We start from the raw sequence: 15,896 nt of genomic DNA, 5'->3' as shown, positions 1-15,896 counted from the left end.
CTAGCCGCAGGCCATCTTGCAAAATTCTACGTTCCTAGTTCGTCGAAATATCAGCCATGAACGATACGGTCTCTTCCGCCTTTGAGCCTCAACACGCTTTTCCCTCCAACCCATCCGATGCAGCGATTTCCAGGCGGTTCCGCCGGATCGGCCTGATCACGATCGCCGCAGTTTATTTTCTGATCTTGGTCGGCGGTATCGTTCGCGCCTCGGGCGCCGGAATGGGCTGCCCTGACTGGCCGACGTGCTTTGGCCGCTGGATCCCGCCGACCGATGAATCCCAGTTGCCGCCGAACTACCATGAAATTTATGCCGAACGAGGTTATGCAGACACGGAGTTCAATCCGGTCAAGACCTGGACCGAATATGTGAACCGCTTGGTCGGCGTGAGTATCGGGGTACTCGTTCTGCTGACTCTGCTCTATTCGGTCCCGTATCTAAAACGAGACCGTACCGTCTTTTTCCTGGCCTTACTCGTATTCCTGCTGGTAGGTTTCCAGGGCTGGCTGGGCTCCGCGGTGGTCGCCAGCAATTTGCGGCCTATCATGATCACCGCCCATATGGTCATGGCCTTTGTGATCGTTTGCCTGCTGATCTACACGATCGCGAGATCGCAGCAGGACACACTATGCCGATTAGATAGCGGCGCCCTATCACCCAAATTTAAAACCGTCCTGGCGGCAGCCATGGGGATGACGCTGCTACAAATCATGATGGGAACCCAGATTCGGGAATCGGTGGACATCATCGCCTCGACTTTCAATCAAGCCGAACGCCACCTTTGGCGAGAAGAGTTTCCAACCATTTTCTATATCCACCGTTCGTTTTCCGCTGTCATTCTCTTTACGAACCTGTGGCTGGTCTGGCATCTAGTGCAGCGCCTGCACCGTCGGCACCTGCTCCGCAGTTTCGCCATCGGGCTAGGTGCTTTGGTGGTGGCCGCTATAGGCACCGGGGTGACCCTGGACCGTCTCGGATTTCCCGCGTTCGTCCAGCCGATCCATCTCGTCCTGGCCAACCTGATCTTCGGCGCGCAGTTTTTCCTGTTTATCGCCTTGCGGTATTCGGAACGTCCGACGATCACGGGCGTGGCGCGCATGGGCTGACATCCGTTCGGGGCTGAAAGCCCCGGGCCGATTTGATCGAAGTGATCAATCACAGGGAATGAGCGATGCGGACATCCCGGTCGCACTTTGTCGCGCTGTTGCCTTCAAAAGTTCGTCCAAATCCGTTGTTGGGCCAGTCCAGGGAATTCGCACCCAATAGGCGTCTCTTGGTACTTGACGGGGCACGACCTCGGTGATGATGCCTTGATCGGTAAATTTTTTCTGCGCCTGTTCTGCTCGGACCCGGGTCTTGAAAAGACCAAGGGATATTGCCCCTTGTAAAGGGCCTTTGTCGAACAACCACAGATCGGTTACCCCTTTCTCGAGTAGCATCTTCCGATTCGAGTTGGCAGTGTCCATATCGTGAGCTTTGGGAAACAGCACCCACCAGCCATCGGTCAGCGCCGAAGGTTTCTTGACGAGGCTGGCCTCATTGGAGCGAACTTTCACCTGCTCCAAAATCCCGCGCGCCCGCGTTTCATCAGTGACAGGCCCCCATTGAAAACAGTTCGGCACTGTTGCCAGCATCGGGACAGACGGCGCATCCATCGGAGCAATCTCTTTTAAGGACTGCGCTATCTCTTTGGCCTGCTCCGATTTCGCTGCGGTCGCGGATACCTCAGCCAGATCCACGTCAGCGTTTTTTTCGGGCAAGTCTTTGCGTTCCCTGAGCAACACGATTTGCTCCACGGTGCGGGGTAGCTGCAACTCCCGATAAGGCGCATCGCTATGGCTACCTCGCCCGAGTATGTTGCTCTCCCATAGGAAGAACACGATGTTCACCAGAATTAGACCGTAAAACGTGTATTTCATGAAACGCTTCTCGCGATGCGGAGCAGTCCCCGCAGAATCAGATCCGGAACAACCGTACACGGCGCTTCGAGTGTGTCGGCCACCTCGTTCGCATCGCCGCCGGTCAGCACCAGCTCGGGCATCTGTCCCAATTCTTTCGCGGCCTCTCGGACGGATCTCTCGATCAATCCCGTACAGGCCGCCAGCACACCGCCCTTCACAGCGGCCGCCGTGTTCCGCCCAAAAAAACGGGAATCGCTGCAGTCGATATCGCGGATGCCTTTCGTATCCCGCACCAGCGACTGTTTCATCATTGCGAGACCGGGGGCGATAAGACCGCCGAGATGCCTGCCGTCCGCGTCAAGCACATCGAACGTCAAAGCGGTTCCACAGTCGACCACGCATGCGGGTCCCCTAGCGAGCATTCTTAAGGCGATTAGGCTGACCCAGCGATCAACACCCAATTTTTCCGGTTCTTCGTAACCGTTTAAGACGCCATAACTCCGCTCCGCCGACCTGACGAAATGGGGTGCATTCCCCCAGTATCGTTGCGTCCAGGCAGTAATGATCTGCTCTGCGTTGCTGCCAGCGACATTGCAGGCGTATATGCGATGAGGGACTGGAAGAGAAAGCCAGTAGTGACTCAGCGATTTTTCCAGCGATTCGGCAGCCGAAGGAAATGGCTGCCCCGAAACGATTCGATCGTCCTGCACGATACCCCACTTCACACGGCTGTTGCCGATATCGACCAGAAGCGACATCCCGCTCCCTTCCTTACCCAACGACGCGGAGCTGCACATCGCCGGATGCGAACTCTCGGCGTTTTCCGTCCTTGCACGTTAGGACGAGCAGTCCTTCTTCGGTAATATCCGCGACCGTGCCGACGGTTTCAATGTCGCCTTGGCGGACGATCACCTCGCGGCCGTTCAGATGATGATAGCGGCGCCACTCCGGAAGATAATGCCGGAGCCCGGTATGCTGGTAATCGTTCAATAATGGCAGCAATTCGTTCAGAATCGAGGCGATCAGGCGGTTCCTCGACGGGGCGGATTCTCCCGCCACGGTAGAGAGATCGACCCATGCCTGATCGATCTCGCGCCCCACGGCGGAGGGTATATAGCGGTTTATCCCCAAGCCCACGACCACCGCACATCCACCATGGGCCTCCCCGCTCGCCTCCAGCAGGATTCCCCCTAGCTTGCGGCCTTCCCACAAAAGATCGTTTGGCCATTTGAGTCCGACTCCGACGACACCGCATTTTTCCAGTGCCCGAATCACCGCCACGCCGACGGCTAAGCTAAGACCGGCTATCAAAGCGTGATCGTCGTAACGCCACAGGACCGAGAGATAAACGTTGGCTCCCAGGGGCGAAAGCCAAGTGCGACCAATTCGTCCCTTACCGGCCGTTTGCGTTTCAGCGAGGCAAACCACGCCCGAAGGGGCTCTTTCTGCGGCCAGGCGCATCAAATGCGTGTTGGTCGAGTCGAGTTCGTCGTAAACGTGTAGCGCGCTAAGCAGGCACGCGACCTCGGGTTTCAGAGCGGCACGAATGGCTGTTTCGTTGAGCAGCTCCAGGGGCTGCACTACCCGGTACCCTCTGCCCGGCAAGGCGGCGATTTCGATTCCGCGGAGCTCCAAGGCACGCACAGCTTTCCACACGGCCGTCCTACTGATACCAAGACGGCCCGCCAGCTCCGTTCCCGAGTGAAAGCCATTGTCGGACAACACATGAAGCAGGGTCTTGGTCAGCTCATCGTATTGCATGAAGGGATAAAACGCAGAAAAGCGCTTATTCCGGCGGCTGCTTCTTATTTCTAAGCTGTTGCAACTGCCGTCTGACGACGTGCCGAATCAGCAACTCCCGATCGCTATCGCGCAATCCAACGAAATCTACTGAAATCTGGTAAGGCAACTCGGAATTGGGAGCATTCTTCTGGCAATAAACGACACGACCGTAAGCGGTCAGCCCGACGAATTCCGGCTGCAAGACCATCTTGATCTCCAACACTTTACCAGCGGCACACGGCTTGTCTACGTCGAATGACAAACCGGACGCGCTGAGGCTCACGCGCTGGGGGCATTGTTCTGGCAAATTGGCTTCGTAGTTCAGAAAAGCCCGAGCGATGAGATCGATTTTGCGCTCCATGACTTTCAGGAAGTCGCTAACCTCGGGCGAATCCCGCTCAATCTTACGCAGTAGCTTACGGGATTCTTGGGTCAGTAAGTCCAAACTGGCGGAAAGCGCGAAAGCATCCGAGGGAAACTCCCGCGGACTTCGATTGTCGGGAATCTCGTCAGGCGCAATTTCCCTGAAAAAAAGGATGATCTCGTCTTCTATCCGAAAATATCGCCTGCGCTCTTTCTCCACTTCCCTGCCGGTCACCGGTCCTATCCCATTCCCAGTTTCATGACCCGCTTGGTCGTCGCTCATAAAACTCATCCGATTGGTAGTCGCTATGTCTTGTTCCGAGCTGCGTCATCCAAGACTTTTAGCCGTTCCAATTTTTCCGCAATCTTGATTTCCAGCCCTCGCGGAACCGGCTTGTAATACGAGCGAGGCTGAAAGCCGTCAGGGAAATAGTTCTCCCCCGCTACATACGCTTCAGGTTCATCGTGAGCGTAGCGGTAATGCTTGCCGTAATCGAGTTCCTTCATCAACCGCGTGGGAGCATTGCGAAGATGCATCGGCACTTCCAAACTGCCGGTCTTGGAAGCGTCGGCGCGCGCCGCGTTATAAGCGGTGTATACCGCATTGCTCTTGGGGGCACAAGCGAGATACAGCACAGCTTGGGCCAAGGCTAACTCGCCTTCCGGGCTCCCAAGCCGCTCCTGAGCATCCCAGGCGTTCAACGCCAGTTCCAGTGCGCGAGGATCGGCATTGCCGATGTCCTCACTCGCGATACGAACGATGCGGCGTGCGAGATAAAGTGGGTCGCAACCGCCATCCAACATGCGGCACAGCCAGTACAAAGCCGCATCTGGGGCGCTGCCCCGCACCGATTTGTGCAGCGCCGAAATCTGGTTATAAAAATCCTCGCCCTGCTTATCGAATCGCCTGACCCCACCACCGGCGAGCACTTCCCGGGCGATGTCCGGGGTGACTTCGTTCTGCCCAGCCTCCAGCAGATCGAGAGTGATCTCCAAAAGGCTCAGAACCTTTCTCGCATCGCCGTCGGCCGCCCTGGCGTACCAACCACGCAGCTCGTCCGGAAATACGAGATCGGGCCGACCGACTCCGCGCTCAGAATCCGACAGCGCACGCTCGATAAGCTCGAGCAAATCGTCTTCGGATAAAGGCTTCAACAAGTAGACGCGAGCACGCGACAACAAGGCGTTGTTAAGCTCGAAAGAAGGATTTTCGGTGGTAGCGCCGATGAAATAGACGGTACCGTCTTCCACATGAGGCAGAAACGCATCCTGTTGGGATTTATTGAAGCGATGCACCTCATCCACAAACAAAATAGTACGTCGATTGTGTTCTGCCAAAAGCCGCTTGGCTTCCGCCACCGCCTCCCGAATTTCCTTGACGCCCGCCAGTACCGCCGAAATCGGCAGAAATTCGGCGTCGGCATGCCGGGCGACGATACGCGCCAAGGTCGTCTTGCCGGTGCCGGGCGGCCCCCAGAAAATCATTGAACGTAACTTGCCCGCCTTGATCGCTTCATAGAGCGGCTTCCCGGGCGATATCAAATGCCGCTGGCCGACGTATTCGTCAAGGCAGCGTGGCCGCATCCTGTCAGCCAAGGGTCTCTGGAAATCCGTGCTCATCTTTCCTCGAAAACGTCGACTCCCGGAGGAGGACGGAACTCGAACAGGTTGCGATCCAGCTTGACTCCCGTCTTGACGTTACTGAAATAAATGCGGGTGACTTGGCCGAAATTGTCGCCAAGTTCCATGCCCGCCAGCGTGTTGTCGTCCAAGCCGATTAGGACATACTTGAATCCGCTGTCCTCGGACTTCGGGACCAGCTTGATCCAGAACAAACCTTCGTCGCTTCCTTGATTTTCGATCTTGAAATTGTTTTCCAAGGCGACTTCGCCGCTCAGAAGCAAAGCCGGCGTGGACCCGATCGCCTCATCCAGGCGCTTGGCTGTGACCTGCTCGAGATCGACATCGTAGAACCACACCTTCTGGCCGCTTGAAACGATTTCCTGGCTGTAAGGCTTCTTGTAATCCCAACGGAATTTGCCGGGACGTTGAAGATAAAACACGCCGCTAGTGCGTTGCCCGGGATTGCCGGCTTCATCGATGATCACCTGCGAAAATTCCGCTTGCAGGGTGTTTGCCCTCGCCAGAAAATCCCGCAAACGCTGGACAGGCGCCACTTCCGCCGCGGCTGCAAATACCGGCAGAGCGACCAGAAGAAGGAATAAGGCTTTTTTTATCATCGTCTGTTTATCGTTCAAGCGTTCTTGGCCAAGATTTCCGCATAACCGGTGTAGTCGCGGGGTGTCAGCGCCAACAAGCGCCGCTTCGCGTCTTGCGGAATATCGAGTCCCAGAATGAATTCGGAGAGCGCCTCCGGTTCAACACGCTTGCCGCGGGTCAAATCCTTCAGCTTTTCGTAAGGTTTATCGATGCCGTAACGGCGCATGACGGTCTGGATCGGCTCGGCCAACACTTCCAGATTGGCAGCGAGATCCGCTTCCAAGGCAGCCGCATCGATTTCAAGCTTCCCGAGCCCTTTGAGCGTCGCTTGCACAGCGATCAAGGTGTGGGCGATCCCTACCCCGATGTTCCGCAACACGGTGGAATCGGTCAAATCCCTCTGCCAGCGGGAAACCGGTAATTTTTCGGCGAGGTGACCGAACACCGCATTGGCCACGCCCAAATTGCCTTCCGAATTCTCGAAATCAATGGGATTCACCTTGTGCGGCATGGTCGATGAACCGACTTCGCCTTCCACGGTCTTCTGCCGGAAATAGCCCAGCGACACATAGCCCCATATGTCTCGGTCGAAATCGATCAGCACGGTATTGAAGCGCGACAGGGCGTGGAAGAACTCCGCCAGATAATCGTGCGGCTCGATCTGGGTGGTATAAGGGTTGAATGTCAATCCCAGGGACGTCACGAAATTGCGGCAAAACGTTGGCCAATCGACCTCGGGATAGGCGACCCGGTGGGCATTGTAATTGCCGACCGCACCGTTGATCTTGCCCAACAGCTCGATCGACTCCAATTGCTTCAGCTGTCTTTCGAGGCGAGCCGACACATTGGCGAACTCCTTGCCCATGGTCGTAGGCGTGGCCGACTGTCCATGGGTACGAGACAGCATAGGCTGACCGGCATAGGCAACCGCTTTTTCTTTGATCGCGCCGACCAATCGCCGCATCTCTGGCAGCAGAACGCTATCCCGTGCCTCTTTCAGCATCAGGGCGTAGGCGAGGTTGTTGATGTCTTCCGATGTGCAGGCGAAGTGGATGAATTCGCTCACTCGAGCCAATTCCGCGTGATCGGCGATCTTTTCCTTGAGGAAATATTCCACCGCCTTGACATCGTGGTTGGTCGTCCTTTCGATCTCCTTCACCCGCCCCGCATCCTCGAGCGAAAACCCGTTCACGATGGCCTCCAGGCGATCCTTGGCGCTCGCACTCAGCGCCGGCACCTCGCCAATCGCGGGCTCTTCCGCCAAGGCTTTAAGCCATCGGACTTCAACCAGCACGCGGAAACGAATAAGTCCGTATTCGCTGAGGATCGGACGCAGCGCATCCGATTTGTCGGCATAGCGCCCGTCAATGGGGGAAAGGCAGGTGAGAGACGTCATTCAAAAAACCTTGGTTCTGGTAATTCTTGGCAATGAGGAAGCGAAATTCAGGCCACAGCCCGTGTCGAGATCGAAGTCGGCGCGGCATCCAGCGCCCGCTCGATGATCCCGCCACCCAAGCACTCCTCGCCTCGATAAAACACCACCGACTGACCCGGGGTTATGGCGCGCTGTGGTCGCTCGAAGGCGACACGGACCCGCTGCTCGTCGATAGCCTCGACGGTGCAAACCTGATCCGGCTGACGGTATCGAATTTTCGCCGAGCAGTGGACCGGGCCCTCAGGAGACTTCCCGTCCACCCAGCTCACGCTTCCCGCTTCAAGGCCAGTATGGAACAACATCGGGTGGTCGTGCCCCTGGCCGACGATCAAAACGTTACGCTCTAAATCCTTGGCCAATACGTACCAAGGCTCTTCCGGCGCACCTTTCACGCCACCGATGCCGAGCCCCTGGCGCTGTCCCAGTGTGTAATACATCAAACCGTCGTGCCGTCCGATGACCTTGCCGTCAGGCGTACGAATCTCGCCCGGTTGAGCCGGTAAAAACCGCTGCAGGAATTCCTTGAAACGGCGCTCGCCGATGAAACAGATACCGGTGCTGTCTTTCTTTTGATAGGTCGATAATCCCGCCCGCTCGGCAAGCTTCCTGACTTCGGACTTTTCCATGTGCCCGATCGGAAACAACACGCGCTTGAGCTGCGACTGCCCGAGGGTGTAAATAAAATAGCTTTGATCCTTCTGCTGATCGACTCCTTTCAATAGTGCATATCTGCCGTCTCGCTGGCTAACCCGTGCGTAATGCCCCGTCGCGATCATTTCGGCTCCAAGATCCGCCGCATAATCCATAAAGGCTTTGAACTTGATCTGCTGATTGCAGAGGATATCCGGATTGGGCGTGCGGCCGGCACGATACTCACTCAGAAAGACTTCGAACACCTCGTCCCAATACTCGGCGGCGAAGTTGACGGCGTGCAGCGGTATGCCCAGCTTGTCGCAAACACTTTTCGCATCGGCGAAATCTTGAGGCGCGGTACAAAGACCGGTGTCGTCGTCTTCTTCCCAATTCTTCATGAAAAGCCCGACAACATCGTAACCCTGTTCCTTGAGTAGCAAAGCCGTGACGGAGGAATCCACTCCGCCCGACATACCAACAACGATCTTTTGTGACATCAGCTCAACAAAGACTTAAGCACCGACAACGGATAGCGTTCTCCCTTCAGGTAATCGTCGATGCATTGCATCACCAAAGGACTTCGAAGACGTACGTTCTCGCTTAAAAGTTCCTCCCGGCCCAACCACAACGTCCGCACGATCCCATCATCCAGGGGACGGTTCGGGTCGTGGTCATCAACCGAGCCGGCAATCCCGATCCTGAGGAATCCCCCATCACGCTCCGACCGACGCCACAAATACACACCAACCAGTGCCTCGGGACGAAAGCGCCACCCCGTCTCTTCCAAAGTCTCGCGGATAACGGCCGAGATGATACTCTCTCCGCCTTCGACATGGCCGGCGGGCTGATTGATCACTGGCTCGCCGTCGTCGATTCGTTCCTCGACGACCAGAAACCGCCCACCCCTTTGGACGATAGCCGCGACGGTCACTCTCGGTCTCTCATTCCCGCTGGATTCCGTTTCGAGCTGGTGCATGAACTTTTAACTGAGGCTCAAATTGCTTAGCCTGTTCGCGTATGCTAAAAGAAAACCGGCTAGCAGAACTAAAAAACTAAAGTACGAGGTGTGTCGGTGCCGGTGAGCCGGCCAGGACAGACCTGCAATTTCCCCCTACCGGCCGGAGCTGAATAATGCCGTTAAACCTGAGCAGTCTAGGATTACCGATAAAGCTGTTATTTTCCGGTTATTTGACGGTCATCGCAATCGGCTATGCCGTTGCGATGGTTCAAATCCTGTTCACCCACGGCATGGCGGATGGTAAGTTTGGTCTTTCCATCGAAGATATCGTGTACAGCTATTACGGCAACCGGTCCGGCTCTGTCCTGGAAAGCCAGCTGAACGGCTCCATGAAACCCATGGCCCCGGACGAGGAGCGCTTCAAGATCATCCAATGGGTGCGCGACGGCGCCAGCGAGAAGTCGTACGAGAAAGACATCAAACCGATTTTCGAACAGCGTTGCATCAGTTGCCACAACGCAGAAGCCAGCGGAATTCCCGATTTCACGCAGTTCGAGAATATCAAGGCACGAACTGCATCGGATGAAGGAGCGACCTTCCAGTCTTTGACACGCGTGTCGCACATCCATTTATTCGGCATTTCCTTCATTTTCATGTTCGTGGGGCTCATATTCGGCCTGTCCACTGGCGTTCCCGTGAAGCTGAAAAGCGCTGCGATCATCATGCCTTACGCTTTCTTACTGCTTGACATCACATCCTGGTGGCTGACTAAATTGAACCCGAATTTCGCGCTTCTAGTCGTGCTAGGCGGCGCGGGATTAGCCATGGCATTTGTATTCATGTGGGTCGTCTCAATGTACGAGATGTGGATACTCCCCAAAAAGCTCCCGTTTCCGGATCGGCGTAACGCTTTGACGCGATCGTGAAACCAAGCTCGGCAAGCCGCTGGATGGGGGAAATCATTCAACTGGGAACGGTCTAATACAAGGAAGCGCGCAAATGCTATAGTAGCCTTGGTCTAGACATTGTTGCAGTTCAAGGGCGAAAAATGGCACAACATCCTGACTACAAACTCACAGATGATGTTGCGGTACAGGAAGCGAAGCCAAAACTCAAACGGCCACCGCTTTATAAAGTGATTCTGTTGAACGACGACTTCACTCCGATGGATTTCGTCGTTTTGGTATTGAAAACGTTCTTCGGCATGAGCGAGGAAAAAGCTACCCAGATTATGCTTCACGTTCACACACGGGGCATCGGCGTTTGCGGCGTCTTTTCGAAAGACGTTGCAGAAACCAAGGTCCAGTTGGTGAACGATTATTCTCGGCAGCACCAGCATCCTCTGCTTTGCACGATGGAGGAAGCCTGAACAGGCCCTGATTCTATGTTAAGCAAAGAACTCGAATATTCATTAAATGTGGCATTCCGGTCGGCCTACGAAAAAAGGCACGAGTTCATTACCGTGGAGCATCTTTTGCTCGCGATGCTCGACAACTCGATTGCGGTTGAAGTGCTTCGAGCCTGCGGCGCGAACATCGATCAATTGAGAAGGGAACTCACCGAATTCCTGGACGAAACGACTCCATTAATTCCGCCGGGAGTAAAACGGGAAACTCAGCCGACACTAGGTTTTCAGAGGGTGCTCCAGAGGGCGGCGTTCCACGTGCAGTCTTCGGGCAAGAAAGAGGTCACCGGCGCCAACATCCTGGTCGCTATTTTCAGCGAGCAGGACTCCCAAGCGGTCTATCTGCTCAACAAGCAAGACGTGACCCGCCTAGACGTCGTCAACTACATTTCCCACGGTATTTCGAAAGTTCGCGAAGATTCGGACACCACCCCGAAAGGCAGCACCGCGTCGGATGGCGACGACGGTGACGGCGCCACCGCCAATCCGCTAGAGAAATTCGCCACCAACCTCAACGAGTTGGCAAAACGTGGCAAAATCGACCCGCTGATCGGACGCAAGGGTGAAATCGAACGTACCATTCAGGTCCTGTGCCGGCGTCGCAAGAACAATCCTTTGCTAGTCGGCGAGGCCGGCGTCGGTAAGACCGCGATCGCTGAGGGGCTGGCCAAGAAGATCGTCGACAACGAAGTGCCGGAAATCCTGGCGGACAGCACGATTTACGCGTTGGATCTCGGCTCTTTGGTCGCCGGAACCAAATACCGCGGCGATTTCGAGAAGCGTCTCAAAGCACTGCTCGCTCAGCTCAAGAAAGAGCCTAACTCGATTCTATTCATCGACGAGATCCACACCATTATTGGAGCCGGATCGGCATCGGGCGGCGTGATGGACGCGTCGAACCTGATTAAGCCGGTGTTGGCCTCAGGTGAACTGCGCTGCATAGGGTCCACCACCTACCAGGAATATCGCGGTATTTTCGAAAAAGACCGAGCTTTGGCCCGCCGTTTTCAGAAAATCGACATCCATGAGCCTACGGTCGACGAGACCTATCATATTCTGCGCGGACTCAAGTCCCGGTTCGAAAAGCACCACGACGTGAAATATTCGTTGGCGGCGCTCCGCACGGCAGCGGAATTGTCCGATCGTTACATTACCGACCGTCATCTTCCGGACAAGGCGATCGACGTGATCGACGAGGCCGGAGCCAGTCAGCGCCTGTTGCCGGTGTCGCGTCGAAAGAAGCTGATCGGCACTTTGGAGATTGAGGATATCGTCTCGAAAATCGCGCGCATCCCGCCGAAAACCGTCTCCACCAACGACAAAGACAAACTGCGGGACCTCGAAAAGAACCTAAAGATGCTGGTGTTCGGTCAGGACGAAGCCATTTCGACTCTGGCCTCCGCGATCAAGCTGTCGCGCGCGGGACTTCGTGAAGCGCAAAAACCCATAGGCTGCTTCCTGTTCGCAGGTCCAACCGGTGTCGGAAAAACGGAGGTCACCCGTCAGTTGGCCAAGGTACTGGGCATCGAGCTCATCCGCTTCGATATGTCCGAATACATGGAACGGCATACCGTTTCCCGCTTGATCGGGGCACCACCCGGTTATGTCGGTTTTGATCAGGGAGGTCTGCTGACTGACGAGGTCAACAAGCATCCTCATGCCGTACTCCTGCTTGACGAGATCGAGAAAGCGCATAGCGACGTGTTCAACCTGTTGCTGCAGGTCATGGATCACGGCACTTTGACCGACAACAATGGACGCAAGGCCGATTTCCGGAATATCATCCTGATCATGACGACCAATGCCGGGGCCGCCGAAGGAGGCCGTCCATCGATCGGTTTCACCCAGCAGGATCACTCCACCGACAGTATGAAGGTCATCGAGCGGATGTTTTCGCCCGAGTTCCGCAACCGGCTGGATGCCATTATCCAGTTCAAGCCGCTTAGCCTGGAGACCATTGGCCAGGTCGTCGACAAGTTCATGTTCGAACTGGAATCGCAGCTGGCCGAAAAGCGGGTTTCTCTGGTCCTGGAGCCCGATGCGCGCGAGTGGCTGGCCGAACACGGTTTCGATCCGTCTATGGGAGCGAGACCGATGGCCCGGGTCATTCAGGAAAATATCAAAAAGCCCCTGGCCGAAGAAATCCTATTCGGCAAGCTGAGCGAAGGCGGAATAGTGAGAATCGGCGTGGCAGATGGTCAACTGTCGTTCACCATCGAAAGCGTGCAAGAAACGGCAGCGGTCTGAGAGCTTACCGCTGACGAAAGGTGATCCGTCCTTTGGTTAAATCGTACGGCGTCATTTCCACTTTTACACGGTCGCCCGTAAGAATGCGGATGTAATGTTTACGCATTTTTCCGGAAATGTGCGCCGTAATGATATGGCCGTTATCCAATTGGACGCGAAAAGTCGTATTAGGCAAAGTTTCGATCACTTTGCCTTCCATTTCGATGTGATCTTCTTTCGACATAAACCTCTCTCAGAAATGCACTCAAATGGTAAAGGGTGAATAATATCACATTAAGTTTCTGGCACGATATTCTCGCCTTTCCCCAATAGTACCCAGTTTTCGCCGACCAGCGCCTCCAGCGGGCGAAACGCGCTCTTGTAACTCATTTTTCGGCAATCCGATATCCAGAACCCGAGGTACAGCCAATCCAATCCGCGACGTCTGGCCTCGGCTGTTTGCCAGAGAATCGCGTTGGTTCCAAGGCTCCGTTCGGGCAACTCGGGATCGTAGAACGTATAAACCGCCGACAGCCCATCGATTAAATGGTCGGTAACGGCTACTGCCAGTAACCGATCGCCCAATCTGAACTCGTAAAAACCGGTCTCCGCCCAGCCGCAAGCGAGAAAACGGATGTAGTCACCTGGCGAAGACTCGGCCATATGACCATCCGAGTGGCGCGCCCTGAGATAACGTATGAAAAGTCGGTAATGAGCTTCTTCGAAACGAGCCGGTTTCCGCACGACCTTCAGATCCGAATTCATCCGCTGAATCCGTCGCTGTCCCCGATTTGGCCGAAATTGTGCGACCGGTATCCGCACCGGGATGCAGGCTGAACAACTTGGACAGTGCGGCCGGTAAACCATGTCGCCGCTTCGCCGGAAACCTCGGGTTGCGAGCCAGGAAAAAATACCGACATCCAATCTCTCTCGCGGCGAGACATACGCCATCTGCGCCCGCCGTCCCGGCAGATAATCGCAGTCGTGTTCGTAGCTGATATAAAGCGGTATCGATGTCATGATGCTCCGCCCCTCGATTTCCAAGCCTCGCTCGAAACCGGCTGGTCGCAGTAGATTCGCAGCAATTTCACGAACTCGGCACGGGGTATCTCTTCAGCTCCCAAACTCGCTAAATGCCGAGTATAGACCTGACAGTCGATCAGGACATACCCCCATTCCTTCAAACAGTTGCACGCAAAAGCGAACGCCGCCTTGGACGCATCGGTGACGCGATGAAACATGGATTCTCCGAAAAACACGCGTCCGACGGAAACGCCGTAAAGTCCGCCGACAAGCGTGTCGCCTTGCCATGCTTCGAAGGAGTGGGCCAAACCCAGATCAAAGAGATTCGAATATGCCCGTTTCATGTCCTCGGTGATCCAGGTTCCGATCGCATTGTCCCGCGGCTCTGCACAGGCCTCTATAACGCGGTCGAAACAGACGTCGAAACTGAACTGAAATTCTCCTCGCCTGAGCCGCTTGCCAAGACTCCGGGAAATCTTGATACCTTCGGGGCGCAAGACGAGCCGGGGATCCGGCGACCACCAGAGTATCGGTTCGTCTTTGCTGAACCAAGGAAAAATCCCGTTCCGATAAGCGTTCACCAACCGTCGAGCGGAGAGACATCCGCCCACGGCCAGGAGTCCGTTCGGTTCATCCAAAGCCTTTTCCACCGGCGGAAAAGGTTCGTTACGGTCAAAAGGATTCAGAACGGTCAGCATGGTCAAAGCCTTTGAAAGGCGAGTGAGCATTCAGTTCCGACATATAGGCACGCACCGAGCGCTGTTCACGATCCAAAAAATGTGCGATCGGGTCACGAAATGCCGCCTCGGCCAGCCAGTGGGCAGACCAGGTATCTGTCGGCAAGAACCCCCGACTAACTTTGTGTTCACCCTGAGCACCGGGCTCGAATTTAGGGAGACCTGCTTCGATGCAATATTCGATGCCCTGGTAATAGCATGCCTCGAAGTGGAGCGCGGGTATCTCCTCCGTACAACCCCAATATCGACCGTACAAGGCATCGCGGCCGACGAGAAAATAGGCCGCTCCGACGATGTGTCCGCGCCGCACGGCTAAAACCAGCAGGATTTGCTCGCCCATCGTCGCCGCGATGGCCTCGAAAAACTTGGCCGTCAGCGCCGGATAATTGCCGTGCTTCGCAAAGGTCGACCGGTAGAGCCGATACACCGTATGCCAAATCTCCGGCTGCACTGCGTCGCCCCGGATTCTTCGCAACTCTACCGAGGCCTCGCGGACCCGTCGGCGCTCCCTTTTTACCTCTTTACGTCGCTTGGCGGTAAATTCCGACAAAAAATCATCGAAGTCCCGGTACCCCCGGTTGTACCAGTGAAACTGACAGCCGAGTCGCTTCAATACCTGCGGCGCCTGCAGCAACACCCGGTCCTGCGTGAACAACCAGTGCAGCGAAGAAACGCCCGCATCCTGTGCAGCCCTGATCGCCAACTCGACCACAGCTTCCGCCAACTGTTCCGAATAATGCTCGGGCCGGATAAGAAGGCGTGGTCCGGTTGCGGGAGTGAACGGCGAAGCCACGACCAGCTTCGGATAATAGTTCATGCCGGCTCGTTCATAGGCGTCCGCCCAAGCCCAATCGAAAACGAACTCGCCGAATGAATTGAGTTTGAGGTACATCGGCAGGGCCGCCATCAGACCGTGCTCCGCATCCTCGATGAGCAAATGATAGGGAATCCAGCCGACATGCCTGCCCAGGCATCCGTATTCTTCCAACGCGAATAAGAATTCATGCCGCAAGAAGGGATAAGCGCCTCCGGTCAATGCGTTCCAAGCATCAGGATCGACCGCGCTGATACGGCGGACAATGCGCGAGCTCAAACCCGCCGAAATTTTCTGGTCTTGGGCAGTCATTTCACTCCTCAACTGCCGAATAGCGGCATGCCGTGATCGATTCACCAAACCATGAAATAATAACGTTTTTCTGCCAACAGATTGCTG

17 protein-coding genes are annotated in these 15,896 nt (G+C 55.6%); 4 read left to right on the top strand and 13 right to left on the bottom strand.

The window, feature by feature from the left end:
* Window positions 1-56 precede the first annotated feature (56 nt).
* On the top strand, window positions 57-1,106 hold the full coding sequence (locus tag QEN43_RS16220) for a COX15/CtaA family protein (RefSeq protein ID WP_084161671.1): 1,050 nt from the start codon (window positions 57-59) through the stop codon (window positions 1,104-1,106).
* A 45-nt stretch (window positions 1,107-1,151) separates the two neighbouring features.
* On the opposite strand, the gene QEN43_RS16215 is transcribed toward QEN43_RS16220, so the two are convergent.
* From QEN43_RS16215 to QEN43_RS16175, 9 genes are read right to left on the bottom strand one after another with little or no spacing between them, the layout of a single operon-like run.
* Window positions 1,152-1,919, bottom strand: a complete 768-nt coding sequence (locus tag QEN43_RS16215; protein ID WP_026609382.1) for an SPOR domain-containing protein — start codon at window positions 1,917-1,919, stop codon at window positions 1,152-1,154.
* A complete protein-coding gene (locus QEN43_RS16210; RefSeq protein ID WP_026609381.1) occupies window positions 1,916-2,659 on the bottom strand; it encodes a type III pantothenate kinase in 744 nt (247 codons plus the stop codon). The genes QEN43_RS16215 and QEN43_RS16210 overlap by 4 nt, the downstream gene beginning before the upstream one ends.
* A 13-nt stretch (window positions 2,660-2,672) precedes the next feature.
* Window positions 2,673-3,662 (bottom strand): biotin--[acetyl-CoA-carboxylase] ligase, encoded by a 990-nt coding sequence (locus QEN43_RS16205; RefSeq protein ID WP_317963403.1) that lies wholly within the window; start codon window positions 3,660-3,662, stop codon window positions 2,673-2,675.
* Window positions 3,663-3,687: 25 nt separating this feature from the next.
* Window positions 3,688-4,329, bottom strand: coding sequence for a PilZ domain-containing protein (locus QEN43_RS16200; protein ID WP_051331459.1), 642 nt, complete (start codon window positions 4,327-4,329; stop codon window positions 3,688-3,690).
* A gap of 23 nt (window positions 4,330-4,352) precedes the next feature.
* Window positions 4,353-5,666, bottom strand: coding sequence for a replication-associated recombination protein A (locus tag QEN43_RS16195; protein ID WP_026609378.1), 1,314 nt, complete (start codon window positions 5,664-5,666; stop codon window positions 4,353-4,355).
* Entirely contained in the window at window positions 5,663-6,286 is a 624-nt protein-coding gene (gene lolA, locus QEN43_RS16190) for an outer membrane lipoprotein chaperone LolA (protein ID WP_026609377.1), read from the bottom strand. Before lolA ends, QEN43_RS16195 begins: the two co-directional genes overlap by 4 nt.
* A 14-nt stretch (window positions 6,287-6,300) precedes the next feature.
* Window positions 6,301-7,662, bottom strand: coding sequence for an adenylosuccinate lyase (gene purB / locus QEN43_RS16185; RefSeq protein WP_026609376.1), 1,362 nt, complete (start codon window positions 7,660-7,662; stop codon window positions 6,301-6,303).
* Window positions 7,663-7,709: 47 nt separating this feature from the next.
* A complete protein-coding gene (gene mnmA / locus QEN43_RS16180; RefSeq protein ID WP_051331458.1) occupies window positions 7,710-8,831 on the bottom strand; it encodes a tRNA 2-thiouridine(34) synthase MnmA in 1,122 nt (373 codons plus the stop codon).
* Window positions 8,831-9,265 (bottom strand): NUDIX hydrolase, encoded by a 435-nt coding sequence (locus tag QEN43_RS16175; protein WP_317963402.1) that lies wholly within the window; start codon window positions 9,263-9,265, stop codon window positions 8,831-8,833. Before QEN43_RS16175 ends, mnmA begins: the two co-directional genes overlap by 1 nt.
* 200 nt (window positions 9,266-9,465) lie before the next feature.
* On the opposite strand from QEN43_RS16175, the gene QEN43_RS16170 reads away from it, so the two are divergent.
* From QEN43_RS16170 to clpA, 3 genes are all read left to right on the top strand, one after another.
* A complete protein-coding gene (locus QEN43_RS16170) occupies window positions 9,466-10,218 on the top strand; it encodes an elongation factor 1-alpha (protein WP_026609374.1) in 753 nt (250 codons plus the stop codon).
* Between the two features lie 122 nt (window positions 10,219-10,340).
* Complete coding sequence (gene clpS / locus QEN43_RS16165; RefSeq protein WP_026609373.1) at window positions 10,341-10,661, top strand: ATP-dependent Clp protease adapter ClpS; 321 nt, start codon at window positions 10,341-10,343, stop codon at window positions 10,659-10,661.
* A gap of 15 nt (window positions 10,662-10,676) precedes the next feature.
* Window positions 10,677-12,944 carry an ATP-dependent Clp protease ATP-binding subunit ClpA gene (gene clpA, locus QEN43_RS16160; protein WP_026609372.1) on the top strand — a complete coding sequence of 756 codons (2,268 nt, stop codon included), beginning with the start codon at window positions 10,677-10,679 and terminating at the stop codon, window positions 12,942-12,944.
* Window positions 12,945-12,948: 4 nt separating this feature from the next.
* On the opposite strand, the gene infA is transcribed toward clpA, so the two are convergent.
* The 4 genes from infA to QEN43_RS16140 are packed head-to-tail and all read right to left on the bottom strand — an operon-like array spanning window position 12,949 to window position 15,809.
* Entirely contained in the window at window positions 12,949-13,167 is a 219-nt protein-coding gene (gene infA, locus QEN43_RS16155) for a translation initiation factor IF-1 (RefSeq protein WP_026609371.1), read from the bottom strand.
* A gap of 50 nt (window positions 13,168-13,217) precedes the next feature.
* A complete protein-coding gene (locus QEN43_RS16150) occupies window positions 13,218-13,943 on the bottom strand; it encodes an arginyltransferase (RefSeq protein ID WP_026609370.1) in 726 nt (241 codons plus the stop codon).
* Window positions 13,940-14,644 (bottom strand): leucyl/phenylalanyl-tRNA--protein transferase, encoded by a 705-nt coding sequence (gene aat, locus QEN43_RS16145; RefSeq protein ID WP_026609369.1) that lies wholly within the window; start codon window positions 14,642-14,644, stop codon window positions 13,940-13,942. Before aat ends, QEN43_RS16150 begins: the two co-directional genes overlap by 4 nt.
* Entirely contained in the window at window positions 14,619-15,809 is a 1,191-nt protein-coding gene (locus QEN43_RS16140; protein ID WP_084161660.1) for a GNAT family N-acetyltransferase, read from the bottom strand. The genes aat and QEN43_RS16140 overlap by 26 nt, the downstream gene beginning before the upstream one ends.
* Window positions 15,810-15,896: the final 87 nt, after the last annotated feature.

The organism is Methylocaldum szegediense (genome assembly GCF_949769195.1).
GTDB classification, from domain to species: domain Bacteria; phylum Pseudomonadota; class Gammaproteobacteria; order Methylococcales; family Methylococcaceae; genus Methylocaldum; species Methylocaldum szegediense.
The sequence above is the reverse complement of the archived record's forward strand: the minus strand, read 5'-3'. Positions and strand labels throughout refer to the sequence as shown.